Origin of the sequence: Streptosporangium sp. NBC_01469 (genome assembly GCF_036227305.1) — a bacterium.
Lineage (GTDB): Bacteria > Actinomycetota > Actinomycetes > Streptosporangiales > Streptosporangiaceae > Streptosporangium.
Map to the genome: position 1 here is coordinate 2,911,772 of NZ_CP109465.1, position 24,487 is coordinate 2,936,258.

General features: G+C 70.3%; 24 protein-coding genes and 1 pseudogene. 14 read left to right on the top strand and 11 right to left on the bottom strand.

What is annotated here, in order from left to right; genetic code table 11:
* Positions 1–15 precede the first annotated feature (15 nt).
* From OG587_RS13330 to OG587_RS13350, 5 genes are all read right to left on the bottom strand, one after another.
* Positions 16–972: a pyridoxamine 5'-phosphate oxidase family protein gene (locus OG587_RS13330; protein WP_329090158.1), complete on the bottom strand. Its 957-nt coding sequence runs from the start codon at positions 970–972 to the stop codon at positions 16–18.
* Between the two features lie 6 nt (positions 973–978).
* Positions 979–1,422, bottom strand: coding sequence for a VOC family protein (locus OG587_RS13335; protein WP_329090160.1), 444 nt, complete (start codon positions 1,420–1,422; stop codon positions 979–981).
* Positions 1,423–1,848: 426 nt separating this feature from the next.
* The gene (locus OG587_RS13340) at positions 1,849–2,424 is read right to left on the bottom strand and encodes a CGNR zinc finger domain-containing protein (protein ID WP_329090162.1); all 576 of its coding nucleotides are present in this window, start codon (positions 2,422–2,424) and stop codon (positions 1,849–1,851) included.
* A gap of 135 nt (positions 2,425–2,559) precedes the next feature.
* On the bottom strand, positions 2,560–2,766 hold the full coding sequence (locus OG587_RS13345) for a hypothetical protein (protein ID WP_329090163.1): 207 nt from the start codon (positions 2,764–2,766) through the stop codon (positions 2,560–2,562).
* Complete coding sequence (locus tag OG587_RS13350; protein WP_329090164.1) at positions 2,756–4,408, bottom strand: PspC domain-containing protein; 1,653 nt, start codon at positions 4,406–4,408, stop codon at positions 2,756–2,758. Before OG587_RS13350 ends, OG587_RS13345 begins: the two co-directional genes overlap by 11 nt.
* A gap of 141 nt (positions 4,409–4,549) precedes the next feature.
* On the opposite strand from OG587_RS13350, the gene OG587_RS13355 reads away from it, so the two are divergent.
* From OG587_RS13355 to OG587_RS13385, 7 genes are all read left to right on the top strand, one after another.
* Positions 4,550–5,764, top strand: coding sequence for an ATP-binding protein (locus OG587_RS13355; RefSeq protein ID WP_329090165.1), 1,215 nt, complete (start codon positions 4,550–4,552; stop codon positions 5,762–5,764).
* A gap of 214 nt (positions 5,765–5,978) precedes the next feature.
* Positions 5,979–6,617, top strand: a complete 639-nt coding sequence (locus OG587_RS13360; protein ID WP_329090166.1) for a response regulator transcription factor — start codon at positions 5,979–5,981, stop codon at positions 6,615–6,617.
* A gap of 63 nt (positions 6,618–6,680) precedes the next feature.
* A complete protein-coding gene (locus OG587_RS13365; RefSeq protein WP_329090167.1) occupies positions 6,681–8,150 on the top strand; it encodes a glutamate-cysteine ligase family protein in 1,470 nt (489 codons plus the stop codon).
* 109 nt (positions 8,151–8,259) lie between these two features.
* Complete coding sequence (locus tag OG587_RS13370; RefSeq protein ID WP_329090168.1) at positions 8,260–8,934, top strand: neutral zinc metallopeptidase; 675 nt, start codon at positions 8,260–8,262, stop codon at positions 8,932–8,934.
* Between the two features lie 515 nt (positions 8,935–9,449).
* Positions 9,450–10,817 carry an IS607 family element RNA-guided endonuclease TnpB gene (gene tnpB, locus OG587_RS13375; RefSeq protein ID WP_329090170.1) on the top strand — a complete coding sequence of 456 codons (1,368 nt, stop codon included), beginning with the start codon at positions 9,450–9,452 and terminating at the stop codon, positions 10,815–10,817.
* Positions 10,818–10,837: 20 nt separating this feature from the next.
* Entirely contained in the window at positions 10,838–11,116 is a 279-nt protein-coding gene (locus tag OG587_RS13380; protein ID WP_329090172.1) for a WhiB family transcriptional regulator, read from the top strand.
* 103 nt (positions 11,117–11,219) lie between these two features.
* On the top strand, positions 11,220–12,200 hold the full coding sequence (locus OG587_RS13385) for a CPBP family intramembrane glutamic endopeptidase (protein WP_329093840.1): 981 nt from the start codon (positions 11,220–11,222) through the stop codon (positions 12,198–12,200).
* On the opposite strand, the gene OG587_RS13390 is transcribed toward OG587_RS13385, so the two are convergent.
* Positions 12,134–12,919: an ABC transporter permease gene (locus tag OG587_RS13390; protein ID WP_329090173.1), complete on the bottom strand. Its 786-nt coding sequence runs from the start codon at positions 12,917–12,919 to the stop codon at positions 12,134–12,136. The genes OG587_RS13385 and OG587_RS13390 overlap by 67 nt on opposite strands.
* Positions 12,920–13,022: 103 nt before the next feature.
* Positions 13,023–13,742, bottom strand: a complete 720-nt coding sequence (locus tag OG587_RS13395) for a PIG-L deacetylase family protein (protein ID WP_329090174.1) — start codon at positions 13,740–13,742, stop codon at positions 13,023–13,025.
* A 125-nt stretch (positions 13,743–13,867) separates the two neighbouring features.
* Here OG587_RS13395 and pcrA point away from each other — a divergent pair, with 125 nt between their 5' ends.
* Complete coding sequence (pcrA, locus tag OG587_RS13400) at positions 13,868–16,117, top strand: DNA helicase PcrA (protein ID WP_329093842.1); 2,250 nt, start codon at positions 13,868–13,870, stop codon at positions 16,115–16,117.
* A gap of 156 nt (positions 16,118–16,273) precedes the next feature.
* Here pcrA and OG587_RS13405 read toward each other — a convergent pair whose 3' ends face one another.
* Positions 16,274–16,726, bottom strand: coding sequence for a nuclear transport factor 2 family protein (locus OG587_RS13405; protein WP_329090175.1), 453 nt, complete (start codon positions 16,724–16,726; stop codon positions 16,274–16,276).
* A gap of 76 nt (positions 16,727–16,802) precedes the next feature.
* Entirely contained in the window at positions 16,803–17,390 is a 588-nt protein-coding gene (locus OG587_RS13410) for a TetR/AcrR family transcriptional regulator (protein WP_329090176.1), read from the bottom strand.
* Between the two features lie 107 nt (positions 17,391–17,497).
* Here OG587_RS13410 and OG587_RS13415 point away from each other — a divergent pair, with 107 nt between their 5' ends.
* From OG587_RS13415 to OG587_RS13425, 3 genes and pseudogenes are all read left to right on the top strand, one after another.
* Positions 17,498–17,980 carry an NAD(P)H-binding protein gene (locus OG587_RS13415; RefSeq protein WP_329090177.1) on the top strand — a complete coding sequence of 161 codons (483 nt, stop codon included), beginning with the start codon at positions 17,498–17,500 and terminating at the stop codon, positions 17,978–17,980.
* A gap of 256 nt (positions 17,981–18,236) precedes the next feature.
* Positions 18,237–18,686: an SRPBCC family protein gene (locus OG587_RS13420; protein WP_329090178.1), complete on the top strand. Its 450-nt coding sequence runs from the start codon at positions 18,237–18,239 to the stop codon at positions 18,684–18,686.
* Positions 18,687–18,705: 19 nt separating this feature from the next.
* Positions 18,706–18,951: pseudogene (locus OG587_RS13425) on the top strand (hypothetical protein); the annotation flags it as partial.
* A 149-nt stretch (positions 18,952–19,100) separates the two neighbouring features.
* On the opposite strand, the gene OG587_RS13430 reads toward OG587_RS13425, so the two are convergent.
* A complete protein-coding gene (locus OG587_RS13430; protein WP_329090180.1) occupies positions 19,101–20,009 on the bottom strand; it encodes a hypothetical protein in 909 nt (302 codons plus the stop codon).
* Between the two features lie 340 nt (positions 20,010–20,349).
* Complete coding sequence (locus tag OG587_RS13435) at positions 20,350–21,258, bottom strand: hypothetical protein (RefSeq protein ID WP_329090182.1); 909 nt, start codon at positions 21,256–21,258, stop codon at positions 20,350–20,352.
* Positions 21,259–21,687: 429 nt separating this feature from the next.
* Between OG587_RS13435 and OG587_RS13440 the strand changes: the two genes are divergently transcribed.
* The 3 genes from OG587_RS13440 (at position 21,688) to sucD (ending at position 24,430) form a co-directional block, all read left to right on the top strand.
* The gene (locus OG587_RS13440) at positions 21,688–22,095 is read left to right on the top strand and encodes a cobalamin B12-binding domain-containing protein (RefSeq protein WP_329090183.1); all 408 of its coding nucleotides are present in this window, start codon (positions 21,688–21,690) and stop codon (positions 22,093–22,095) included.
* A gap of 278 nt (positions 22,096–22,373) precedes the next feature.
* Positions 22,374–23,555 carry an ADP-forming succinate--CoA ligase subunit beta gene (sucC, locus tag OG587_RS13445; RefSeq protein WP_329090184.1) on the top strand — a complete coding sequence of 394 codons (1,182 nt, stop codon included), beginning with the start codon at positions 22,374–22,376 and terminating at the stop codon, positions 23,553–23,555.
* On the top strand, positions 23,555–24,430 hold the full coding sequence (sucD, locus tag OG587_RS13450) for a succinate--CoA ligase subunit alpha (protein WP_329090185.1): 876 nt from the start codon (positions 23,555–23,557) through the stop codon (positions 24,428–24,430). The genes sucC and sucD overlap by 1 nt, the downstream gene beginning before the upstream one ends.
* Positions 24,431–24,487 lie beyond the last annotated feature (57 nt).

Consider the following 24,487-nt stretch of genomic DNA (forward strand, 5'->3'; position numbering starts at 1 on the left):
ACCCGCGCCGCGTCCTCAGACCGGCGGGTTGTGACGGGAGTACTCCGCGAGCCTCCAGCGGAGCGGGCTGGCTCCCCGGATGCGGACGATCTTGTCCACCTCGAACCGGACCAGTCGTTGCGCGCCCGGGATGTTTCCCGGATCCCAGTCGACGTGGGCACGCCCGGTCAGGTGCAGGGCGTCGCCGCCCTCCCAGTCGAGGAAGAGCAGGCCGCAGCCGTCGTCCAGCTCCAGGTTGCCCAGCGTCATGTACATGGAGTTGCCGATGTAGTCCGGCCAGACCAGCCGCCGGTCATCCACCACCCGGACGAACCCGGGGTTGCCGCCCCGGTGTGACAGGTCGGCGCCGAGGCCGGGCGCGGAGGTGGCGACGAAGAACGTGTCGGCGCCCTCGATCCAGGCCCGGTCGCCGTCGTCGAACGTCGTCGCCGAGGAGAAGTCGGCGGAGCCGAGGAAGCCGGGGGCTCCAGTGGCTCCGGAGGATCGAGGGGGTCCGGGGGAGTCAGCGGGGCCGGAAGGGGCGGGGGTGGCGGGCTCCGTCGGTTCCGCGACGACCTCCCGCGCCTGGATGTACTTGGGACAGTTGGCGTACGCCTGCTCGGTACGGACGACCATCCGTCCGCCCTCCCGCCGGACCGTGCCGTTGACCCGCATCCTGCGCCTGCTCATCGGCTCGATCGCGAGCATCCCGACCTGGCCGTCGTTCAGCCCCGCCAGCGGGTCGTGCTCGCCCGGCACCGCGTCGATCACGACCGTCCGCTCGTCCACCGCCTCGGCGAACCCCTCGGGTCCGGTCAGGGCGGACGCCCACAGGAGCCCGTCCCGCCCCGTCGCCCCGATCAGCAGCATCCGCTGTCGCCCCAGGAACTCGGCCGCCACCGCCGGGATCTCCGGCCGGGTCCTGGCCGAACCCAGCGCCACCGCGCGCACCCCGGCCCTCCGCTGAACCGCGAACTCTCCCGCGTGCTCCACGATCGTTTAGAAGAAGCCGCAGGTGGGGGCGGCGGCCACCGGCGCGGGAGAACCTTCGGCGCCGGTGGGCGCGTAGATCTCCAACCGGATCCCGTCCGGGTCCTCGAAGAACACGCCGCCCGAGGACGCGCCCTCGCGGTGCGCCACCACGCCGTCGTGGTGGAGCGTGGCACCGGCCTCCCTGATCGCGTCCTCGGCCCGGCGGACCGTCTCGATGTCCGGCACCTGGAAGGAGAGGTGGTGCAGGCCGGGCAGGCCGGTGGCGAAGCGGCCCTCGCTCTGCTGCCAGAGGGTGAGCACCAGCGTGCCGTCGAGGCCGAGGAAGGCGTACCGGCGGTCCGCCTCGCCGGACTCGGCGAGGACCTCGAAGCCGAAGATCTTGAGGTAGAAGTCCCTGGACCTGTCGAGGTCGGAGACGTTGAGGCCGACGTGGCCGGTCTGGAAGGTCATCTGATCTCTCCCGTCAGGCTTTCTAACGGCTTGTTCCGTTAGTTTGGCTGCAGAGTAAATCTAACGCATAATCACCATTTTTCCCATTATAATAATGTGACGTAAATCATAGCTCTGGAAATCCTGGGGTGAAACGTCCGACGTGAGATCCACCTGGGCGGGTGAGAGGCCGGCGCGGGCGTCGTCGTGGATCACCCGGGCGGGTGCGGGTCGGCCGTTGCGGTGCCGGTGGTGGTGACAGGCCCACGTCATATCCGCGTCCGGGGTTCCGGGGCTTCGGGGAGAGGTCGGTCGTCGCGGCGCCGGTGGTGGTGAAGGCTCACGTCATATCCGCGTCCGGCCCCGGCCCCGACTCTGTGTTCGGCTCCGGCTCCGACTCCGGCTCCGGCCTCGTGTCCGTGTTCGGTTCCGGGGCTCCGGGAGGGGTCAGTCGTCGCGGTGCTGGTGGTAGTGGCGGGCCGCGCGGGCCCGGTTGCCGCAGCCGACCGAGCACCACTCCTGCCGGGCGTGGTCCTTGAGGAAGTAGAGCACGCAGCGTGGCGCGGGGCAGGTGCGGAGCCGCTCGCGCTGAGGCCCGGTCAGCAGCTCGATCGCCGACGTCGCGAGGGCCGCCCGGATCCGCTCCGACTCCGTGGCCCCGTCGCCGGGGACGGTCCGTGCCAGGGGAACGCCCTCGGCGGGCCACTCCAGCCGGGCGGCCAGCGGCACGGCCAGCGCCGCGGCGTTGACCAGGTCGAGTGACTCGGCGAACCCCGGGAGCCGGTGCGCGTCCGCGCCGCTCGCGGCGCCCGGCCGCACGGCCCTGGCGAAGAGCGCCCGTACGGCCTGCCGCAGCTCCACCACCTCGCGCCGCAGCTCCTCCGAGGCGACAAAGCCCGGGTCGATCCCCAACGCGGCGGCGTGCGCCCGGCCCCACGCGGTCATGCCCTCGACGTCGGCGAGTGTGTCCGTCAGACCGGCCCGCGTCGCGCGGACGGTGCTGACGAACTCCAGGGCCGACATACTCCGACCCTAATGGCTGATCCGGCCTTTTGCCGTGAGGTCTCGTCGGTTCCGTTCCGGTAAGTCCCACATCGCCACAGGTCGGAGCGGTGCGTGGGCCGATCCGCTCGGGTGTGCGATGCGAGGACCGCGGCTCTAGCGCCGGACGGTCTTGACCAGGATGGCGACCAGGCCCGCGAAGCCCAGGCCGCCCACCAGGATTATGATCATGACCAGCGGCGGGATGGACGGATCGCTGATGAAAACGATCCCGGCCGCGATGAACACCACGCCACTGAGCAGGGCCATCCAGTCGGTGCGGTGCACGCGACGGCGCTCGGTCCTGTCGATGTCAGGCCGCACGGCGCACCTCCACGTCCCCGATGCCGGCCTTGATGTTCAGCACGATGGTCGCCACGTCGCCCTTTGGGGGCACCTCGGGCTCCAGGATCTTGCTGTGCTCGATGTCGGCCCCTCCCTCCACCACATGGTCGATCTTGATGTCGCCGAACCTGGTGGAGCCGTTCACCTCGATTCTGGCCGTCGCGGGCAGGATCACGCTTACCTCTCCGACGGAGACCGAGACGTCCACGATGGTCCGCGAGCCCGGCGGCAGGACCAGGTCGCCCAGGTCGAGCCTGCCCTCTCCCACGCCCACCGAGTAGCTGCGAGCCACCTCGGACAGGGTGGCGGGCCGCCAGTTGAAGTCACCGAACTTCTTCGGCATGCCGCCCAGCGTGGATCCCGCGACCAGGGCGATCGACAGGACGGTGCCGGTCGCGACCAGCCCCGCTCCCCGGCCGAACCAGGTGGCGACCAGCAGGCCGGCGCCGATGACGACGAGTACCGCGCCGCCGACGACCGTCATGTTGACCGATCCCGAGGCGGACTGGATCGCCACGATGATCCCTCCAACGATCATGGCCAGACAGATGGTGATGCTCCCGACGAGCGATCTGCGCCGCCGCGGCCTGGGCGGCGCCACCACCGTCCCGCCGTACGCGGACGGGTCGTAGGGGGGGTACGGCCCCTGCCGCCTCTGGGGATCCAGAGGCTGGTAGGGGCCGTACGGCGAGAAAGGCTCGCCGGAGGAGTTGAACAGCGGCCTCGCGGCGGTGCGGTACGAGCCCGGGGCGTCCCGCGGGGCGCCTTCCGGTGGTGCGGCGGGGCCCGGTGGCATGCCCGGCGCGTGTCCGGCCTGGGGCCCGGGAGCGGGGGACGGCTGGATCGTCGTGGATCCCGGTCCGGCCTCGGCCGCGGGCGCGTACGGCTCCGTGACCGTCTCGGCCCCCGGCCGGGCGGCGGCGTGAGCGGCGCCTTCCGAGGTGGGTCCGGCCATGGGGGATCCGGCGTACGCGGCGGGGCCGGCGGCCGAGGGCGCGGTGGTGTGGGCGAACGGATCCCGTTCATCGACGGGGCGCCGTCCGGCGGCGTCGGACGGGTGGGCGGCCGAGCCGGGCCACTGGCCGGCGGCCGGGGACGGGGCGCGGCGCCTGCGCAGCCGGTCGGGCAGCGACCTGGCCACGGCCAGCAGGTCGACCCCGCGGGAGTGGGCGGCGAGCAGGGCGATGGCGAACACCGTGCCGACCACGACCGTGCCGGTGCCGATGCCGTCCGAGGAGACGTTGACGATCAGTCCGAGGGCGAACAGGCCGGTCAGCAGGGTCAGGACCGTCTCGCTGTCGAAGTCGCGCCGGATCCACTGCTCCAGGTAGCCGGGACTGCCGTCGGTCTCGCGCATCAGCAGGAACGCCGCGATGTAGAGCATGATGCCGATGCCAGAGCCGAGCACCAGCACCGCGAAACCGACCCGCAGCACCACGGGGTCGATCCGGGCGTACCTTCCCAGACCCGCACAGACGCCCGTGAGCATGCGCCCCTCGTTGCTGCGCCTCAGGCCGCGCTCCTCAAAGCGCTCCGAAAAACGCTCCTCAAAGCGCTCCTCGAAGGGGGAGGAGGCGGACGGCGAGCTCGCCGGATCCTGGGCCCGCCCGGTGTCGTTCATGTCCTCATCGTGGCCTTTCCCGGTCCGTAACGCATCCGGGAGACCCCTGAGTCGTCCCGGAGGGGGGAGGCCTTCCTCAGGGTCGCTTCAGGGGAACGCCTGATGCACTGGCAGGCTGGTTCGTGTGACGATGCTGACGATATGGCTGACCGACAGACAGTTCGCGACGCGGCGCCCGTGATGCCCGAGGACGCCCCTTTCCCCCGTCTGGTACGACCGGTGGAGGGGCGGCTGGTCGCCGGGGTGGCCCAGGGGGCCGCCGCCCAGCTCCGGCTCGACCCGGTCGTGCTGCGGCTGGCCTTCGTGCTGCTCACCGTCCTGAACGGGTTCGGCGCCCTGGCGTACGCCGCCCTGTGGATGTTCACCCCGCGCGAGCCGTACGAGGGCAGGGAGCCCGGGAGGGATTGGAGCCAGCTCGCCGCGTACGGCGCGATCGGGCTGGCGCTGATGGCCCTGGGCTGGCTCACCGGCACCTCGGGGGCCGGGTTCGGGGCCTGGCCGATCGCCGTGGGCGGCATCGGCTCGCTGATCCTCTGGCAGCAGGCCGACCCCGACCGGCGGCAGCGCTGGATGAGCAACACGGTCGGGCAGGTCCGCCGGAACCGGGTCCGCACCTTCCTCGGGCTCGTGCTCGTCGTGGTCGGCGCGATCGGCTTCCTGGTGGCCAACGACGAGCTGGGCAAGGCCCGTCCGGGCATCGTGTTCACCCTGGTGGTCGTGGGCGGCGTGGCGCTGATCGCGGCGCCCTGGCTCGCCGCCCTGTGGAAGGAACTGCAGCGCGAGCGCCGCGAGCGCATCCGGCAGGAGGAACGCGCCGAGGTGGCCGCGCACGTGCACGACTCGGTGCTGCACACGCTGACGCTCATCCAGCGCAACGCCCAGGACTCGCGCGAGGTGATGCGGCTCGCCCGTTCCCAGGAGCGGGAGCTGCGCAACTGGCTCTACCAGCCCCAGCAGGACGCCGACGCGTCGGTGGCCGCGGCCGTGCGGCGGGTCGCGGCCGAGGAGGAGGACGCGCACGGGGTGCCGATCGAGGTCGTCTGCGTCGGCGACGGCCCGCTCACCCCCGAACTGTCCGCGATGATGCAGGCCGCGAGGCAGGCGATGGTCAACGCCGCGAAATACTCCGGCTCCGAGGTCGTCTCCGTGTACGCCGAGACGGAACCGGATGAGGTCACCGTCTTCATCCGGGATCGGGGAGTCGGGTTCGACATGAGCGATGTGCCCGAGGATCGTATGGGTATCCGCCAGTCGATCATCGGCAGGATGGAGCGCCACGGGGGCAGCGCCCGTGTGCGGACCGAGCCCGGCGAGGGCACGGAAGTGATGCTGACCATGAAGCTGGAGAAGGCGTGAGTAGCGAGCGAGCCACGACACGGCGAACCGGGGCCCCGCCCCCGAGGTCGCGGCGGGCCGGAGAGCGGTCCCCGGGATCGCGGTGTGCTGGAGTCCCGCCCCTGGGATCGCGGCGGGCCGACGTCCTGCGCATAGGATCGCAACGAGCCGGAACCCCGTCCCTGGGATCGCGGCGAGCCGGAGAGCGGCCCTCGGGACCGCGAGGGGAAGTCCGATGAGCGTGGTGAAGGTCCTGATCGTCGACGACCACCGCCTGTTCCGCTCCGGCGTGCGGGCCGAGCTGGGCGACTCCATCGAGGTGATCGGGGAGGCCGAGGACGTGGACTCCGCGGTCAAGGCGATCGCCGCACTGGGGCCCGACGTGGTCCTCCTCGACGTGCACATGCCCGGCGGCGGCGGCCAGGAGGTGCTGCGCCGGGTCCTCGGTTCCGGTTCCACGGTCCGCTTCCTGGCCCTGTCGGTCTCCGACGCGGCGGAGGACGTCATCGGCGTGATCCGGGGCGGTGCCAGGGGATACGTGACCAAGAACATCAGCGGGCGCGAGCTCACCGACGCCATCCGCCGGGTGGCCGAGGGCGACGCGGTCTTCTCCCCGAGGCTGGCGGGGTTCGTGCTGGACGCGTTCGCCTCCAGCGAGGCCCCGCCGATCGACCCCGAGCTCGACTCGCTCACCCAGCGTGAGCGCGAGGTCCTGCGGCTGATCGCCCGCGGTTACGCGTACAAGGAGATCGCCAAGGAGCTGTTCATCTCGGTGAAGACCGTGGAGACCCACGTCTCGTCCGTGCTGCGCAAGCTGCAGCTCTCCAACCGCCACGAGCTGTCCCGCTGGGCCACGGCGCGCCGCCTGGTCTGAACCTCCACATCCACACCTCGCGGCTTCTGTACGAGCAGTTACTTCTGTGCGACTCTGCGAAATATGGGACGCGACGTACCGGCGATGGTGTTCAGCCGTGAGGACCGGCGGCGCTATCGGGACAAGGTTCGCCGGTGCCTTGACGTCTTCGCGCAGATGCTGCGCGAGTCCAGGTTCGAGTTCGACGAGCCCAGGGCCGGGCTGGAGATCGAGCTCAACCTCGTGGACGAGCGCGGCGAGGCCGCCATGAAGAACATCGAGGTGCTGGAGGCCATCGCCGAGCCCGACTGGGCGACCGAGCTGGGCCAGTTCAACGTGGAGATCAACGTCCTGCCCGAATCCCTGGAGGGGGACGGCGCGGCCCGGCTGGAGAAGGTGATCAGGGACCGCCTCAACCACGCCGAGGAACGGGCCCGCACCGTCGGCGGGCACATGGTGATGGTCGGCATCCTGCCCACGCTGCGAGAGAGCGACGTGCACGAGGGCACGCTGTCGGCCAACCCCCGCTACAGGCTGCTCAACGAGCAGATCTTCGCGGCCAGGGGCGAGGACCTGCACCTGTCGATCGAGGGCGACGAGTTCCTGGAGACCTACGCCGACAGCATCACCCCCGAGGCCGCCTGCACGAGCCTCCAGCTCCACCTCCAGGTCAGCCCGGAGGCGTTCGCCGCCAACTGGAACGCCGCCCAGGCCATCGCGGGCCCCCAGGTGGCGCTGGCCGCCAACTCGCCGTTCCTGTTCGGCCGCAGGCTCTGGCAGGAGACCAGGATCCCGCTGTTCGAGCAGGCCACCGACACCCGCCCGGTGGAGCTGAAGACCCAGGGCGTACGGCCCAGGGTGTGGTTCGGCGAGCGGTGGATCACCTCGGTCTTCGACCTCTTCGAGGAGAACGCCCGCTACTTCCCCGCGCTGCTGCCCCTGTGCGACGAGGAGGACCCGCGTGAGGAACTGGCGCGCGGGATCACTCCCCAGCTCGGCGAGCTGACCCTGCACAACGGCACCGTCTACCGATGGAACCGGCCGGTCTACGCGGTCGTGGACGGCATCCCGCACCTGCGGGTGGAGAACCGGGTGCTGCCCGCGGGGCCCTCGGTGGCGGACGTCGCCGCCAACGCCGCCTTCTACTACGGGCTCATGCGCGTCCTCCCGTACGCCGAGCGCCCGGTGTGGACGCGCATGTCGTTCGCCGCGGCCGAGGACAACCTGCACGCCGCCGCCCGGTACGGCCTGGACGCCCGGCTCTTCTGGCCGGGACTCGGCGAGGTGGTCGCGTCCGAGCTGGTCCTGCGCCGCCTGCTGCCGCTCGCCCACGAGGGACTCGACCTGTGGGGTGTGGCCCCCGATTCCAGGGACCGGCTGCTGGGGATCGTCGAGCGGCGCTGCCTGACGGGCACGACCGGGGCGAGCTGGCAGATCGACGCGGTGGACGCGCTCGGCGACCTCGACAGGCACGAGGCGCTGCGCCGGATGACCCTGCGCTACATCGAGAACATGCACACCAACGAGCCTGTACACACCTGGCCGTCCCTGTAGGATCCGCCCGTCTCTCCGGAACCCGCCGTGCCGCCCACGTCCCCGCCCCGGTCGGCCCCGATAGCACCGATCCCTCGCGCGGGGGGCGGGACTCCGTCACGATAGGGCCATGAAGGCGTTCTCGTTTCTCCTGGCGCTCGTCCTGGTAGCCGTCACCGCCTGCGGGAGCGTAGGAGAGGGCACGGAACCTGAGGCCGCTCCCACCGACGAGCAGGCCACGCCCAGTGCGCGTGGGCAGACGTTCGAGTCGGACGTCGAGCTGGCCAGGGAGCTCACCGAGGCCTACTGGAAGCAGACCTTCTCCGCGGCCGGGCTGACCTACCGCCCGGTCACCGCGTTCACCCCCTACCGGGGAGCGAACGGGCCCGACTGCGGCGGGCAGCCGTCGGTGCCGAACAACGCCTTCTACTGCCCGGTGGGGCACTTCATCGCCTACGACGAGCAGTGGATGAACGGCCTCTACGAGCGGATGGGCGACGGCTCGGTCTACGTGATCATCCCGCACGAGTTCGGGCACGCGGTGCAGGCACAGCTGAACACCGCCTTCCGGCTGAACATCGAGCAGGAACTCCAGGCCGACTGCTACGCCGGGGGAACCCTGGGAGCGCTCGTCAAGGGCGGCTCGCTGCGGACCGAGCCCGGCGACGAGGACGAACTCCTGATCAACCTCGCCGCGGCGGGCGACCCCACCGACGACTGGCTGCGCCCGGACGCCCACGGCACGGCGGGGCAGCGCCAGGAGCTGTTCGCCAAGGGCTACAACCAGGGGACGACCGCCTGCTGAGGCACACCGTCTCGGGGATCCTGCCGCGCTCCGGCCACGGCCACGGGTGCCACGACCGGGAGCCGGTCGCCCGCTGGGGCCTCGTCGCGCGGCGCGGGCGCCGAAGGAGGTCACGGGGTCGCGCGGCGACCGGAGTACGCCGCGATGAGTACGGGCGAATCCGTCGGGAGGCTGATGCCGCGCCGTCCCCGTCCACGTACTCTGAGAACGGAGAGTCACACAGAGTAACGAACCGCTCGGGTTTTATCAGCGTCCGTCGGTCCTTGTCGTACTTCTTCCGTCTGGCGGGGTAGTTGACCGGCCAGGCGTCGAGGTGATCGGCGGGCCACAGCAACCTTGATGAGCCACCGGGGACCTCCTCAGAGCGTTTGGACGGGTCGTAGTGGGATGGGTTGCAGAGGGTGCGCCAGGTGATGCCGAGTCGAGCGCATGCCTTTTCGTCGGTCAGGAAGTCGTCGATCATGGTGTCCACGGTAAGTTCATGGTCGGCGACTTACCGTGGCGGGGGAGGGTTGATGCGGGTCCACCAGGCCTACCGCTACGCCCTTGACCCCACCCCGGAACAGGAGCGTCTGCTGGCCTCGCACTGCGGGGCGGCGCGGTTCGCGTTCAACTGGGGCCTCGCCCGCGTCAAGGCCGCGATGGATCAGCGTGCGGCCGAGCGGTCCTACGGTGTGGCGGACGGGGTGCTGACCGAGGTGCCGTGGTCGCTGTACTCCCTGCGACGCGCCTGGAACACCGCCAAGGGCACCATCGCCCCGTGGTGGGCGGAGAACTCCAAGGAGGCCTACAACACCGGCCTGGACGGCCTCGCGCGGGCGTTGAAGAACTGGGCCGCCTCACGTCAGGGCGCGCGGGCCGGCAAGAAGATTGGGTTCCCCCGGTTCAAGTCCAAGCACCGCGCCATCCCCTCGTGCCGGTTCACCACCGGCACCATCCGGGTGGAGGCCGACCGCCGTCACGTGACGCTGCCCCGGCTGGGAACGATCCGCACCCACGAGTCCACCCGCAAGCTGGCCCGCCATCTGGAACGCCGGACGGGACGTGTGCTGTCGGCCACCGTTGGCCGTACGGGGGGCCGCTGGTTCGTGGCGTTCACCTGCGAGATCGACCGCGCCGAACGGGTCGTGGCCAAGCCGGACGCCGTCGTCGGGGTCGACCTCGGGATCAAGGACCTCGCCGTGCTGTCCACCGGCGAGGTCATCGTCAACCCCAAGCACCACCGCTCGGCGTTGAGGCGGCTGCGCAGGCTGAACAAGCAACTCGCCCGCCGGGTCGGCCCACGCACCCCGGACGGCGCCAGACGGCAGGCTTCGGCCCGCTGGGCCACAACCAAGGCCGCGCTGGGCAGGGCACACGCGCGGGTCGCCAACCAGCGGCGTGACGGCCTGCACAAGCTCACCACCACCTTGGCGGCCACCTACGGCACCGTGGTGGTCGAGGACCTGAACGTCTCCGGCATGCTCGCCAACCGCACTCTGGCTCGCGCGGTCGCGGATGTCGGGATGGCCGAGGTGCGGCGGCAACTCACGTACAAAACCGGGTGGAAAGGCGGCGAGCTGGTGGTCGCCGACCGCTGGTTTCCCTCCAGTAAGACGTGTTCGGGATGCGGCGCGGTGAAAGCCAAACTCGCCCTGTCCGAACGCAGCTACACCTGTAGCGGGTGCGGCCTGGTCCTGGATCGGGATCTCAATGCCGCGCTGAATCTGGCCGCGCTCGCGTCCGACGTCGCCCAGAGTCGCGGGGAGACGGTAAACGCCCGTGGAGGAGCGGTAAGCCCTGTCGTTCGCGGCAGGATCGCCCCGGCGAAACGGGAACTCCCGGAAGGGAGAACGCCGCCCCGGCAACACGGCGGCTCGCTGATCTTCACAAAGAAACACTGAAAACCAGCGAACGGTGACGCATGCGGATGACGGTGCGGGAGATCGGCTGGGCCGCGCGGGGTGCCTGCGGTACGAGCGATCCCGAGTTGTTCTTCCCGCTGACGCAGTCGGCCGAGCACGAGGCGCGGGCGAAGGCGGTCTGCGAGCGGTGCCCGGTGCTGGAGGAGTGCCGAGCCTACGCGCTTCGCGCGGCCGAGCCCGAGGGGATCTGGGGCGGCCTCACGGTGAGGGAGCGTCGCGGCCTGCGCTTCCCCGCCGGCTGGCGCCAGGCTGCCACGGGCCGAGCCCCCGTCGCGTAGCCTCGAACCGGATTCGCGGGGACCCTGAGGATCGCGGTCCCCGGCGCGGCCCGGCACGCGGGGCGCGAGACGACGTCCGGGGGAGTCGTGGGCAGCCGTGGACATGGAGCGCGAGCCGGGGCGAGCCGCCGGTGCCGGATCCGGGGCGGTGCCCGGTGCGGTGGCGGGCGCGGTGACGGGCGCGGTGACGGGCGCGGTGCCCGGTGCGGTGGCGGGCGCGGTGGCGGTGCTGGTGGCGGCCAACGTGCTCAACAACCGTCTGGCGCCGAGGCTGGCACCGCTGACCTCGGCCGCGGCCACCGGCGCGCTGGTCGTCATGGCCCGCCGTTCCGGGCTCTCCTGGGCCGAGCTGGGGTTCCACCGGCGCTCGCGGGGCCTGCGGATCGGCGGTGCGCTCGCCTCCGCCGTGGCCGGGGCCTACGCCGCGGGCATCGCCGTCCCGGCCACCCGCCGGTTCTTCCGCGACGAGCGCGCCCTGTCCCTGTCCCGTGCCCGCGCGCTGGAGGAGGCCCTGCTCCAGGTGCCGGTCGGCACGGTCCTGCTTGAGGAGGTCGGCTTCCGCGGGGTGCTGCACGCCCTCGTCGCCCGCTCCCACGGCCACGGTACGGCGACCGCCGTCTCCTCGGTCCTCTTCGGCCTCTGGCACATCCTGCCCGCCGTCGACATGATGGCCGCCAACCCCGCCCTGAGCCGCCTGGCCGCGGGTGAGGCCCCCGACGCTCCCGCCGCCCGTGACCCTCGTGACTCCCGTGACCCTCGTACGGAGGGCACGGGGACCGCCGGTGTGTCGGATACGCCCACCGGGCCGGGTGCGCCGGACGTACCCAGTGCCCCGGAGAAGGCCCCGGAGAAGGTCCCCGAGAGGGCCCCCGGGAGGGTGCCCGCGTGGCAGGTGGCACGCGTCGTGGCCGGGTCGGTGGTCACGACGGGCCTCGCCGGGGTGCTCTTCACCGAGCTGCGCAGGAGGGGTGGCCTGACCGCTCCCGCGATGTTCCACGTGGCGACCAACTCCCTGGGCTACCTGTTCGCCCGCCTGGCCCCGCCGGAGGAGCCCTCCCCGGGCCGCGGACCGCTGCCGAAGTAGCCGCGGGCGGCGAGTTCGATCGTGACGACCACGGCCACCGCCTCCGCCGCCAGCAGCGCGACCAGCACGACGAGCTGCACCACCCCGGCCTGGAGCGGGTCGGCCCCGCCCAGGAGCATCCCCACGAAGGCGCCGGGCAGCGTGACCAGGCCCACGGTTCCCGTCTGGTCCAGCGCGGGCACCAGTGCCCGCGCCGCGGGCGGACGGCAGATCTCCAGCGCCGCGTCCCGCTCGGAGAAGCCCAGCGAGAGCGCCGCCTCCACCTCGCCGCGCCGGTGGACCAGCTCGTCCAGGGCCCGCCGCCCCGCGAGGGCCGTGACCGTCAGGCACCCGCCCAGCAGGATGCCCGCGATCGGGATCAGCGTGATGCCCCGGAGCGGGACGACGCCGCTGCCGAACAGCAGCGCCAGGATCGGTACGGCCCCGGCCGCGACGGGCACCGCGGCCCACCGGACGGCGGAACCCGAGGTGATCCTGCGCCCCGCGGTCACGCTCGCCACCCCGTACATGACCAGCATGAAGACCGCCACCGCGAGCGCGCGCTCGACGGCCCACACGATGATCAGGGATACCGCGCCGAGCTGGACGACGGCCCGCAGGCACGCCACGAGCACCGCGGACGCGTGCCCGAGGCGGCCCAGCCAGGCGACGGCGGCGGCTCCGGCGGCCAGCAGGAGAACGACGACGGCGGTGGCGAGCGACAGATGGATGCTGTTCAACGGCGCTGACTTCCCGTCGGGTGCCTTCCAGGCTTCCAGGCCTCCGACGGCGACCGGAACGGGGGCCTGGCTCTTCCCGTCGGGCTCGGGGCTTCGGGGGAGATCAGGCGGTGGGGACCCGCTGGAAGGCCTCGACGTAGCGGCCCTCGCCGAAGCCCGCCTCGGTGGCGATCTGCGAGAAGCGGCCCCGCAGGAAGTCCTCGAAGTCCTCCAGGTGGCCGATCTGGCTGGCGTGGGCGCGCAGGGCGGCGAGCTTGCGGTCGAAGGTGTCGGTGACGTCCACGTAGTGGTCGGGCGTCGGGCCGCCGTTGAGCCAGACCTCGCGGACGGTCCACGCCTCCAGCCCCTCGTCGAGCAGCAGCGACGGGAAGGTGTACGGGTTGCGCGCGTCGGGATAGACGGCGTCGAGGGCGCAGCCGCCGACCGCGCGGTGGTCGGGGTGGCTGGGGGCGATGAACCGGTAGTTGCGCTCGGGGCTGTGGGTGATCACCAGGTCGGGCCTGACCTGGCGGATGACCCGGGTGATGTCGCGCCGCAGGTCCAGGCTCTGCACCACGGTCCCGTCGTGGTGGCCGAGATAGCGCACGTCGGTCACGCCGACGGCCTTGGCGGCGTTGGACTGCTCGGCCCGGCGCAGCTCGGCCATGCCGCTGTTGTCCAGCTCGCGGTCGAAGCCGCCCGCGTCGCCGTCGGTGACCACGCAGTACGTCACCTCGACGCCTCGCTCGGTGAACAGCGCCATCGTGCCCGCGGCGGCGAAGTCCACGTCGTCGGGGTGTGCGGTGACCGCCAGTACGCGGTTGATCTCGTTTTCCGAAAGCATGGGAGGGCCTTTCCGTTTTTCCGCGTACCGCTCGGTCATCACAACCGCGGGCAAGTCCACTCGCATTCCTTTGCGATGGCTGGACCCGGTTGTCGGTCGGTCGCTCTAACCTAGGGGACGTGTCGATCCCAGCCTCTTCCCTGACCCATCCGTTGCTCGACGGGCTCAATCCCCAGCAGCGCGAGGCCGTCGTGCACCACGGCAGCCCCCTGCTCATCGTCGCGGGCGCGGGTTCCGGCAAGACCCGGGTGCTGACCCACCGCATCGCCTACCTGCTGGGCGAGCGGGGCGTGCAGCCGCAGGAGATCCTGGCGATCACCTTCACCAACAAGGCCGCGAGGGAGATGAAGGACCGGGTCGACCGGCTCGTCGGCCCGCGCTCGGCGGCGATGTGGGTGATGACCTTCCACAGCGCGTGCGTGCGGATCCTGCGGCGCGAGGCCAAGCGCCTGGGCTTCCCCACGAGCTTCTCCATCTACGACCAGGCCGACTCCCAGCGCCTGATGGCGATGGTCTGCCGCGAGATGGACCTCGACCCCAAGCGTTACCCGCCGAGATCGTTCTCCGTCTCGGTCAGCAACTTCAAGAACGAGCTGATCGACTACGAGACGGCGGCGGCCCAGGCGTCCACCCACCTGGAGCGCAAGCTCGCCGAGGCGTACCGCAACTACCAGCAGAAGCTCACCGAGGCCGGAGCGATGGACTTCGACGACCTCATCATGCTGACGGTGACGCTGTTCCAGATCTTCCCCGACGTGGCCGAGCACTATCGGCTCCGCTGGCGTCACATCATGGTCGACGAGTACCAGGACACCAACCATGCCCAGTACACCCTGATCCGCGAGATCGCGGGCCGTCCCGAGCTGCGCACCGCCGACGGGGACGTGGTCAGGGAGGGTGGGGTCGTCCCGGCCGAGCTGTGCGTGGTGGGTGACGCCGACCAGTCGATCTACGCCTTCCGCGGCGCGACGATCCGCAACATCCTGGAGTTCGAGCGCGACTACCCGGAGGCCAGGACGATCCTGCTGGAGCAGAACTACCGCTCCACCCAGACGATCCTGTCCGCCGCCAACGCGGTGATCTCGCGCAACGCGAGCCGCAAGCCCAAGAACCTCTGGTCCGACCAGGGCGCCGGGGCGAAGATCATCGGCTATGTCGCCGACAACGAGCACGACGAGGCCATGTTCGTCGCCCAGGAGGTCGACAGGCTCACCGACCACGAGGACGTCGTGCCCGGCCAGGTCGCGGTGTTCTACCGGACCAACGCCGCCTCCCGGGTGTTCGAGGAGATCTTCATCCGGACCGGCCTGCCGTACAAGGTGGTGGGCGGGGTGCGCTTCTACGAGCGCAAGGAGGTCCGCGACCTGCTCGCCTACCTGCGCTTCCTGTCCAACCCGAACGACGTGGTCTCGCTGCGCCGTATCCTGAACGTGCCCAAGCGCGGCATCGGAGAGCGGGCCGAGGCGATGGTCGAGGCGTTCGCGACCAGGGAGCGGATCCCCTACTGGGAGGGGCTCCGCCGGGCGGACGAGGCACCGGGCATGGCCACCCGCTCGCTCAAGGCCATCAAGGAGTTCGTCGCGCTGATGGACGAGCTCATGGTGAAGGCCGACGACATGACGCCCTCGCAGCTGGCCCAGGAGGTGCTGGCGAGCACCGGCTACCGCCTGGAGCTCACGGCCTCCAACGACCCGCAGGACGAGAGCCGCCTGGAGAACCTGGACGAGATGGTCTCGGTCGCCTCCGAGTTCGAGGAGGCCAACCCTGAGGGCACGCTGGTGGAGTTCCTGGAGCAGGTCTCCCTGGTCGCCGACGCCGACCAGATCCCGGCGGCCGACGGCGGCCAGGGCGTGGTGACGCTGATGACGCTGCACACCGCCAAGGGGCTGGAGTTCCCGGTGGTGTTCCTCACCGGCATGGAAGACGGGGTCTTCCCGCACATGCGCTCCCTCGGCGAGCCCAAGGAGCTGGAGGAGGAGCGCCGCCTGGCCTATGTCGGCATCACCCGGGCCGAGCAGCGCCTCTACGTCTCCAGAGCGGCCGTCCGCAGCTCCTGGGGCTCACCCGCCTTCAACCCGGCCTCCCGGTTCGTCGCCGAGATCCCGGCCGAGCTGGTCGACTGGCGCAGCGACCCGGAGAAGAGCGCCTGGAGCGCCGCCACCCGCCGCGACTCCCGCCCCACCCCGGCGAGGAAGCCCGGCGGCAGGCAGATCCCCAACCTGACCCCCGGCGACCGGATCACCCACGACCAGTTCGGTCTGGGCACGGTCGTGTCCGTGGACGGCGTCGCGGAGAAGACCAAGGTCAAGATCGACTTCGGTGGTGGGGGAGAGAAGACCCTGCTGCTGGCGTACGCGCCGCTGGAGAAGCTCTGACCTTCGGATGAGGGTCCGGTGGCGCGGGCCGGAGACCTCACCCGGGGGCCACATGGCCCGTGGTCTCCGAGGCCCGGATCCGCGACACCGCCGGCAAGGCTGGAACGGCCGGTAAGGCCGACATCGTCTCCGGCTTCATCGGCGTCGGTCTTCCGCTCAGCTCACGATGGGGTCGGCCAGGGCTTCGGTCACACCGTGGGCGGCGAAGACCCGCAGGCCCGCAACGACGACTTGAGAATCCTCGTTGGCGTCGATCGACACGATCTTGCCCCATTTCATCTGCACGATGTGTACGCCATGGTTGTCGTACGGCGAGCCGTCCGGCATGTCCTGGGTCGCCGACCAGCGGATGATGATCGTCGTGTTGCGGGGGGTGCCCTTCGCCCAGATGTCGTGCACCGTCAGTAACAGGTTCGGGCTGACACGTCCGAGGCGGTCGAACCACCGCCTCAGAGCCTCCCGGTCGTGGCGCTCGCCGCCGAGGGCGTGACTGCCGCCGAAGCGGTGGTAGACATCCGGCGCGCAGTCCTTGAGCAGGGCGTCGTAGTTCTTCTCATTGACGCGGGTGAAGTTCCTGGCGGCGATGCGCTTGACGATGGCGTGGTACATGACTGCTCCTTCGGCGTAACGGGGAAGCTCCTGGCTTGGCACCGTCAAGCGGTGACTGGGCTGATCTCCTGGTGAGTCAGCGTCGCACCGCTCCGATCGTCAGCTCGGTGAGCCGGTCGAGGTACCGGTCGTCCACCGGCCGGTCGTGGGTCAGGCGCCAGAACACCGGTGCGATGGTGAGGTCCAGCACCAGGTCGACGTCGTCAGCGGCCAGCTCGCCCCGGTCGCACGCCCGGCTCAGCGCGGCGCGGGCCCATGTGACGCGCGGACGCGTGACATGTTCCGTCACCGCCTCGGCGAGCACGGGGTTGCGGTCGGACTCGGCGATCAGGTCGGGCAGCACCGCCCGGATGCGCGGGTCGCTCAGCCAGTCGAAGGCGGCCTGCATCACCGCCCGCACGTCACCGCGCAGGGACCCGGTGTCCGGGGCGGGGCCGGCCGGGATGCTGAGCCGGGCGAGCCCGTGGACGACCATGTCCAGCTTGGACGGCCAGCGCCGGTAGATCGCGCTCTTGCCGACGTTGGCACGCTGAGCCACGCCGTCCATCGTCAGGCGTGCGTAGCCCGCCTCCATCAGCAGGTCGATGGCGGCCGCGGCAATGGCGTCGGTGACCGCCGGGTTCAACACGGCAGCACCCGTCGGGGTCCGTCGGGACGTGGTCATGCATTCATCCTAACTCAGGACGGAACGGTATCGTCCCGGCCATGTTACGATCCATCGGACAGGTCGAGACGGTATCGTCTCGACCGGACGATGTGAAGGATCGGCTCATGAGAACTGTCCTCGTAACAGGCGGAACCGGGACCACCGGCCGCCGGGTCGCCAACTTCCTTTGCGCCCGTGGCGTCGCGGTGCGAACGGCCAGCCGACACCCCGTGGCTGGCGACGACCAGCATATGATCTTCGACTGGGCTGACCCCGAGACCTTCGCCGCGGCCGTGGAAGGCGTCGACCGCGTGTTCCTGGTCGCCCCGCTCAGCGACTCCGACCCCGCCGCCGCTGTCGGCGGCTTTCTTGACGTGGCTGTCGCGGCCGGCACCCGGCGTGTCCTCGACGGCGATCACGCCACGGCGAGCGTCAACATGCTCACGTGGCTACGCCGCGAAGCCGCCCACGACGGCCCGATGTGGTCCAACGGCGCCGCCGGCGAGATCCGGCTGACGCGCATCGCGGGCCACTGGCGCATCGCCCGGATCACCGTGCGACCCGCCTGGGCCGAGGGCAACAGAGGCATCCTCGACCCCGCCCAATAAAACCGGCACCCACCGGCCCCACCGGCCCCACCGACGCCGGAGCGCAACGCGCCAGGCACGCGCGTTCAACACACCACCCCCGGTACCAAAGACGAGCTGACATGACCATCGCACCCGCCGTCGCCCCTGCCATCGTCCGGGCAGGGGCTTCCAACCCCCCGCTCCCCGGACAGGTCCGGACGCTCAAAGAGGGGTCGGCCCAAGTTCCCCGAAGTTCGCAGCGTCGCCGCCGTGAACGCCGCACAAGGAGACCTGCATGATCATCGGAATCGACACCGGCGCCCCCGTCGTCGTCCGCCTCGACATCACCGTCGACGCCCCCATCGACCGTGTCTGGGCCCTGCACACCGACATCGCCGCCTGGCCCACCTGGCAACACGAGATCACCGCCGCGAACATCGACGAACCCCTCACCGCCGGTGCCACCTTCCACTGGAGCACCTTCGGCCTCGACATCGCCTCCACCGTCCGGCTCATCGACCCGCCGCACCGCATCCTGTGGGGCGGCCCCGCCCACGGCATCACCGGAATCCACCAATGGACCTTCGAAACCGTCGGCAGCGGCGGCACCCGGGTCCTCACCGAGGAGTCCTGGGACGGCGACCCCATCCGCGCCGACGTCCCCGCCATGCAAGCCGCCCTCCATCAATCCCTCACTACCTGGCTGACCCTCCTCAAGAACACCTCCGAGAACAAAAGCGTCTGACGACGACACCCGGCCGACCAGGCCGCACGGCCATCACGAGCGGAGCGTGGCCGATGTTCCGCTCGCCGCACGCGGCGTTCTCGTGGTGGTGCGGATCCGCCGCCTGCTCTGCCCGGCGCGCGGCTGCCGCCAGGCCTTCCGCGAGCGACTCCCCGGCATGCTGGAGCGCCACCAACGCCGCACACCCCGCCTGGCCTGCCAGATGGGCGCGGTGGTCCGCGAGCGCCGATTTCGCCCTGCTTGCCACCGCGCCCTCTTGGGCTGACGCTTTGTCACCGCCGAAAGCGAGACGGGGTCGAAAACCGTACAGTCCCACGACCTCGACGAACGCGCCTCGTCGATCGTCTCGGGTCGGTTCGGTCCCTGAGTCCCCGATCACCTCGGGCCGCGTGCGGTTCGGCCGGTTCGGCCGGTTCAGCCCTTGAAGATCTCCCCGATGGGGTCCTCCGGCTGGGTGGTGTCGCCGAGGAGCTCGTCGAACTCGACCACCTGGTCGGCGGGCGGCGCCTTGACCGTGACCTTGGTGCCCCAGCCGGTGTAGCGGGTGTCGTTGACGTAGGTCAGCTCGGTGCTGTTGAGGCCCTGGGTGGATTCCGTGTACGACGACACGACCCGGCGGACCAGCTGGTCGGAGCCGATGTAGATCTTCCAGGTCACCGGGAGCGTCGCGGACCTGCCGGTGGGCTTCTTGGTCAGCATCGTGCGTACCGCAGGAGAGACCTTGAAGAGCTCGGCCAGCGTGATCGTGCCCGAGTGGACCGTGGTCCGGGTGCCGTCCCACGTCCCGCCGGGCCGCTTGGCGCCGGTGTGGGCCAGGGTCGCCTTCAACGTGCCGGGCTCGACGGTGCTGATGATCTGCTGGACGGCGCTGACCAGGGAGACCGTGTCGCCACGAGTGCGCAGCCACTTCTTGCCCTCGGGCATGGACTCGGCGAAGATGCCGCCCGAGGTGTAGGAGACGCCCTTCAGCGAGATCGTCCGTGACGGGGTGAACAGCCCCTTGAGCTCGTCGCTCGGGGCGGGCAGGTCGAACCTGGTGGTCAGGTCCGAGGCGACCAGGCCGGTCTTGCCGAACTCCAGCACACCGCTGCGCCGGGTGAAGATCGTCTTGTTCTTCTTGCCCTCACCGACGATCTTCGTGTTCTCGGTGAGCTTCACGCCCCTGTGGGTCCTGAAGTGGCGCTTCAGCGCCGAGACCGGGTCGGCCGCCGCGGCCTGGGCGGCCGGGGCGGTCCTGGCGCTCGCCGGGGCGACGGTCACCAGTGTGGGAACGATCAGGGCGGCCGCGGTGGCGCCGGTCAGGGCGGCGATCATTCGCCTCATCGAGGGGGTCCTCCCGTATGTGTCCTCGCGTCGTCGCGGAGGGCGGAAGAAGATTCTTACCTATATCCCGAAATATCGGATCAAGAATCGCTGAAGGCGGCGGGTCCCGTGCGACCGGAGAACGCCGCGAGCGCCGACCTTCCGGGGCAGAGAGAATCCCCTGACGCGCCGGGTCCTGTGCATATGGAGAACACTGCGGGCGCAGGTCATCCCGAACCAGCGGGAGGGCCCCGCGACGTGCCGGGTCCCGTGCACGTGGAGAACGCCGCGAGCCGCGCCCGGCAGGTGAGGCCCGCCGGGCGCGGCTCGGGTGGTTCGGGGGGTGATCAGTGCGGAAGGATCACTTGACGGTGAGCAGCGGGATGGGTGTGTCGGCCGCGAAGCCCGCTTCCAGTTCCTTCACCGTGGCGACCTGGTCGGCCGGCGGAGCGGCGATCGCGACCTCCGACCCCCAGCCGCTGTAGCTGGTGTCGACCGTGGAGGTCGGGCCCCCCTTGAAGGTCGCGAGCGAGGTTGCCAGCCGCACGGGGAGCCGGTCGGCGTTGAGGAACAGCTTCCAGCTGACCGTGATCTTGGTCTGCTGGCCGGACAGCTTCCTTCCCTGCGTGACGCGGAACCACGGCGAGACCTTCTGGAGCTCGCCGAAAGTGATCTTCCCGGCATAGGCGGTTGGGCGCTTGACCGTGGCGCGCGCGAGGAGGGCCTTGAGGGTCGCGGGTTCGGCGGCGTTGATGAACTGGCCCAGCGAGCCGGTCAGGCCGAACGTGTCCTCGGGGGATCCGAGCCACGGCTTGTCCCTCGGAAGGAACTGGCCGTAGGCCCCGCCCCAGATGTAGGCCTTCTTGTTGACTCGTACGACTCGTTCGGGCTCTGCCAGTCCGGCGAACAGCTTCTCGAGCTGCTTCTCTTCCTTGGTCTTTTCGCTGCTGCTCTCTTCACCGCTGGAGTCGCTGTCTCCCGTGTCGAAGGCGAGGGCATCCTCCGTGAAGCGCAACTCGGTGGTGTGGTCCGACGCGCTGATCCCGGAGGCGTCGAACTGCAATTCTCCCTTGCGCTTGCCGAGAACCGTGCCCTTGCCGGCGTTTTGCGTCTTGATGGTGTCGACGTACGTGACGCCGCGACCACTTTTGAACTGGCTCTTCAACGCGCTGACCGGATCGGCGGCCTGCGCGTGCGCGGTCGATGCCAGCGCCGGAACGCCCAGCGCGGCCGTTGCTGCGCACGCCAGCCCGGCGATGTATCGCTTCAAAGGAAAGTCCTCCTGATTGAGCCCTCCGCCCTGCTGGGGGAGGGGCAACACATTCTTGTGGAGCAAGATCACGGAATGGTAGCGCATTTGGAGGATTGCCTTGAATTAACCGTGCATATTTTGTGCAGATGCGCCTTCCCGGCCTTTGGGGAGTCATCATCTGCTATGTAGGGAACGCGGGTTTGTTTTCGGTCAATCACGGACGGTTAGTTTCCTTTCTCGGTGAACTCTCGGTTTCCCCGCGCATTCCGGCCGGGCTTCGACCGGGGCGCGGTCGTTCGGGAGGCGGCCCGGACGCCGGACGAAAGGCGATGAAATCCGCGCCGCTGTACCGTGGTTCGCGGTGACCCGCCGAACCCGGTGAGACGTGGCCGGTTACGCTGCGGACAGCTCCCACGTCGCGAGGGGAGCGCAGACAAGGAGGTCTGGATGGATGCCGTGTCAAGGATCCGCGTCGTCATCGCCAAGCCGGGGCTGGACGGCCACGACAGGGGCGTGAAGATCGTGGCGCGGGCGCTGCGGGACGCCGGGATGGAGGTCGTCTACACCGGCCTGCACCAGACACCCGAGCAGATCGTGCGCACCGCGATCCAGGAGGACGCCGCGGCGATCGGGCTGTCCATCCTGTCCGGCGCGCACATGACGCTCTTCGCCAAGGTGCTGGAGCTGCTGAAGGAGAGTGACGCGAGCGACATCGTGGTGTTCGGCGGCGGGATCATCCCCGAGGCCGACATGCCCGCGCTCCAGGAGATGGGCGTCGCGCGCGTCTTCACCCCGGGCGCCACCACCCAGGAGATCGTCGACTGGGTGCGCAGCGCGATCCCCTCACCCGTCTGACGAACCTCTCACCGGCCCTCCGGTCGATCCTCCAGCCGTTCTGACGAACCCCTGACAGATCTCCCGCCGGTCCGGTGAGCCGCCTCGCGGGACCGGCGGGAGGGCCTGCCGGTTCGGTGCGAACAGCATTCGGGGCGTACGATCTGGAACCCGGTTACCTGGTCATGCCATCAGGCGGGCTAGGCTTCATTGGCGCAAAACCGCCGGGCTCCCCCTTGGATCATGGAGTCGGCCCGCTCACATCTATACACCAGCCGGACAAGCAAGGACGGACCCTCGTGGACCTGTTCGAACATCAGGCGAAGGAGCTCTTCGCGGAGTACGGCATCCCGGTGCCGCGCGGCGTGGTCGCGCACACCGTGGAGGAGGCACGGGCGGCAGCCGAGCAGCTGACCGGCCGTGTCGTTGTCAAGGCCCAGGTCAAGACCGGTGGTCGAGGCAAGGCCGGTGGCGTGAAGGTCGCCGACGACGCCGCCGACGCCGAGCGGAAGGCCACCGACATCCTCGGCATGGACATCAAGGGCCACACGGTCCACAAGGTCCTGATCGAGGAGGCCAGCGCGATCGCGGAGGAGTACTACTTCTCCTTCCTGCTCGACCGCGCCAACCGTACGTTCCTCGCCATCTGCTCCGCCGCGGGCGGCATGGACATCGAAGAGGTCGCGCACAGCGCCCCGGAGAAGGTCGCGAAGGTTCCGATCTCCCCCCTGGACGGCGTCGACCGGGCCAAGGCCCGCGAGATCGCCCAGGCCGGAGGGCTGCCCGAGGTGGCGCTCGACGGCGCCGCCGAGCTCATCGAGAAGCTCTGGTGCGCCTTCGTCGACGAGGACGCCTCCCTCGTCGAGGTCAACCCGATGATCCTGTCCGCCGACGGCCAGGTGAAGGCCCTCGACGGCAAGGTCACCCTCGACGACAACGCGTCCTTCCGCCAGGTGGACCACGCGGCCTTCGAGGACAAGGCCGCCGAGGACCCGCTGGAGGCCGCGGCCAAGGCCAAGGACCTCAACTACGTCAAGCTCGACGGTTCCGTCGGCATCATCGGCAACGGCGCCGGCCTGGTCATGTCGACCCTGGACGTCGTCGCCTACGCCGGCGAGGCGTTCCCCGGCCGGCCCAAGCCCGCCAACTTCCTCGACATCGGCGGCGGCGCCTCGGCCGAGGTGATGGCGGCCGGCCTGGAGATCATCATCTCCGACCCCGCGGTGAAGTCGATCTTCGTCAACGTCTTCGGCGGCATCACCGCCTGCGACGCGGTCGCCAACGGCATCGTCTCCGCCTTCCAGTTGCTGGACGCCCGCGGCGAGGCCGTGAGCCGCCCGCTGGTCGTTCGTCTGGACGGCAACAACGCCGAACTCGGGCGTCAGATTCTCTCCGACGCCAAGCTCTCCGGCGTCGAACTCGTGGACACCATGGACGATGCGGCCAAGCGCGCCGCCGAGCTCGCCGCGGTAGGTGCGTAATGGCCATTTGGCTGAACGAGAACAGCAAGATCATCGTCCAGGGCATGACCGGCGGTGAGGGCACCAAGCACACCCGCCGGATGCTCGCCTCCGGCGCCCGCGTCGTCGGCGGCGTCAACGCCCGCAAGGCGGGCACCGTCCACGAGGGCCTGCCCGTCTTCGGCACCGTCGCCGAGGCCATCAAGGAGACCGGCGCCGACGTGTCGGTCGTCTTCGTGCCCCCGGCGTTCACCAAGGACGCCGTCAAGGAGGCCGTCGACGCCGAGATCCCGCTCTGCGTGGTCATCACCGAGGGCGTGCCGATCCACGACACCACCGAGTTCTGGGCGTACGCGGTCGCCAAGGGCGGCAGGACCCGGATCATCGGGCCCAACTGCCCCGGCATCGCCTCGCCCGGCGCCTCCAACGCGGGGATCATCCCGGCCGACATCACCAGCGCGGGCCGCATCGGCCTGGTCTCGAAGTCGGGCACGCTGACGTACCAGCTCATGTACGAGCTGCGCGACATCGGGTTCTCCACCGCGGTCGGCATCGGCGGCGACCCGGTCATCGGCACCACCCACATCGACGCGCTGCAGGCCTTCCAGGACGACCCAGGCACCGACGCGATCGTGATGATCGGTGAGATCGGCGGCGACGCCGAGGAGCGCGCGGCCGCCTACATCGAGCAGCACGTCACCAAGCCGGTCGTCGCCTACGTGGCGGGCTTCACCGCCCCGGAGGGCAAGACCATGGGCCACGCGGGCGCGATCGTGTCCGGCTCGGCCGGCACCGCCCAGGCCAAGAAGGACGCCCTGGAGAAGGTCGGCGTCCGCGTCGGCAAGACCCCGAGCGAGACCGCCCGCCTGATGCGCGAGGTCGTCGAGTCGCTTTAACGCACGACCCCGGGGCCGCGGCCCCGGGGGTGGGTGAGCGCGGCGGCGCACGGTCCC

Excerpts from the sequence above, each read along its gene's own strand:
- OG587_RS13405 (WP_329090175.1), bottom strand. The coding sequence starts at position 16,726 with ATGTACCACGCCATCGTCAAGCGCATCGCCGCCAGGAACTTCACCCGC.
- OG587_RS13355 (WP_329090165.1), top strand. The coding sequence starts at position 4,550 with ATGGCTGACCGACAGACAGTTCGCGACGCGGCGCCCGTGATGCCCGAG.
- sucD (WP_329090185.1), top strand. The coding sequence starts at position 23,555 with ATGGCCATTTGGCTGAACGAGAACAGCAAGATCATCGTCCAGGGCATG.
- OG587_RS13385 (WP_329093840.1), top strand. The coding sequence starts at position 11,220 with ATGGAGCGCGAGCCGGGGCGAGCCGCCGGTGCCGGATCCGGGGCGGTG.
- OG587_RS13440 (WP_329090183.1), top strand. The coding sequence starts at position 21,688 with ATGGATGCCGTGTCAAGGATCCGCGTCGTCATCGCCAAGCCGGGGCTG.
- OG587_RS13380 (WP_329090172.1), top strand. The coding sequence starts at position 10,838 with ATGCGGATGACGGTGCGGGAGATCGGCTGGGCCGCGCGGGGTGCCTGC.
- OG587_RS13415 (WP_329090177.1), top strand. The coding sequence starts at position 17,498 with ATGAGAACTGTCCTCGTAACAGGCGGAACCGGGACCACCGGCCGCCGG.
- OG587_RS13420 (WP_329090178.1), top strand. The coding sequence starts at position 18,237 with ATGATCATCGGAATCGACACCGGCGCCCCCGTCGTCGTCCGCCTCGAC.
- OG587_RS13395 (WP_329090174.1), bottom strand. The coding sequence starts at position 13,742 with ATGCTTTCGGAAAACGAGATCAACCGCGTACTGGCGGTCACCGCACAC.
- OG587_RS13365 (WP_329090167.1), top strand. The coding sequence starts at position 6,681 with ATGGGACGCGACGTACCGGCGATGGTGTTCAGCCGTGAGGACCGGCGG.
- tnpB (WP_329090170.1), top strand. The coding sequence starts at position 9,450 with ATGCGGGTCCACCAGGCCTACCGCTACGCCCTTGACCCCACCCCGGAA.
- OG587_RS13370 (WP_329090168.1), top strand. The coding sequence starts at position 8,260 with ATGAAGGCGTTCTCGTTTCTCCTGGCGCTCGTCCTGGTAGCCGTCACC.
- OG587_RS13340 (WP_329090162.1), bottom strand. The coding sequence starts at position 2,424 with ATGTCGGCCCTGGAGTTCGTCAGCACCGTCCGCGCGACGCGGGCCGGT.
- OG587_RS13430 (WP_329090180.1), bottom strand. The coding sequence starts at position 20,009 with ATGAGGCGAATGATCGCCGCCCTGACCGGCGCCACCGCGGCCGCCCTG.
- OG587_RS13350 (WP_329090164.1), bottom strand. The coding sequence starts at position 4,408 with ATGAACGACACCGGGCGGGCCCAGGATCCGGCGAGCTCGCCGTCCGCC.
- OG587_RS13335 (WP_329090160.1), bottom strand. The coding sequence starts at position 1,422 with ATGACCTTCCAGACCGGCCACGTCGGCCTCAACGTCTCCGACCTCGAC.
- OG587_RS13360 (WP_329090166.1), top strand. The coding sequence starts at position 5,979 with ATGAGCGTGGTGAAGGTCCTGATCGTCGACGACCACCGCCTGTTCCGC.
- OG587_RS13410 (WP_329090176.1), bottom strand. The coding sequence starts at position 17,390 with ATGACCACGTCCCGACGGACCCCGACGGGTGCTGCCGTGTTGAACCCG.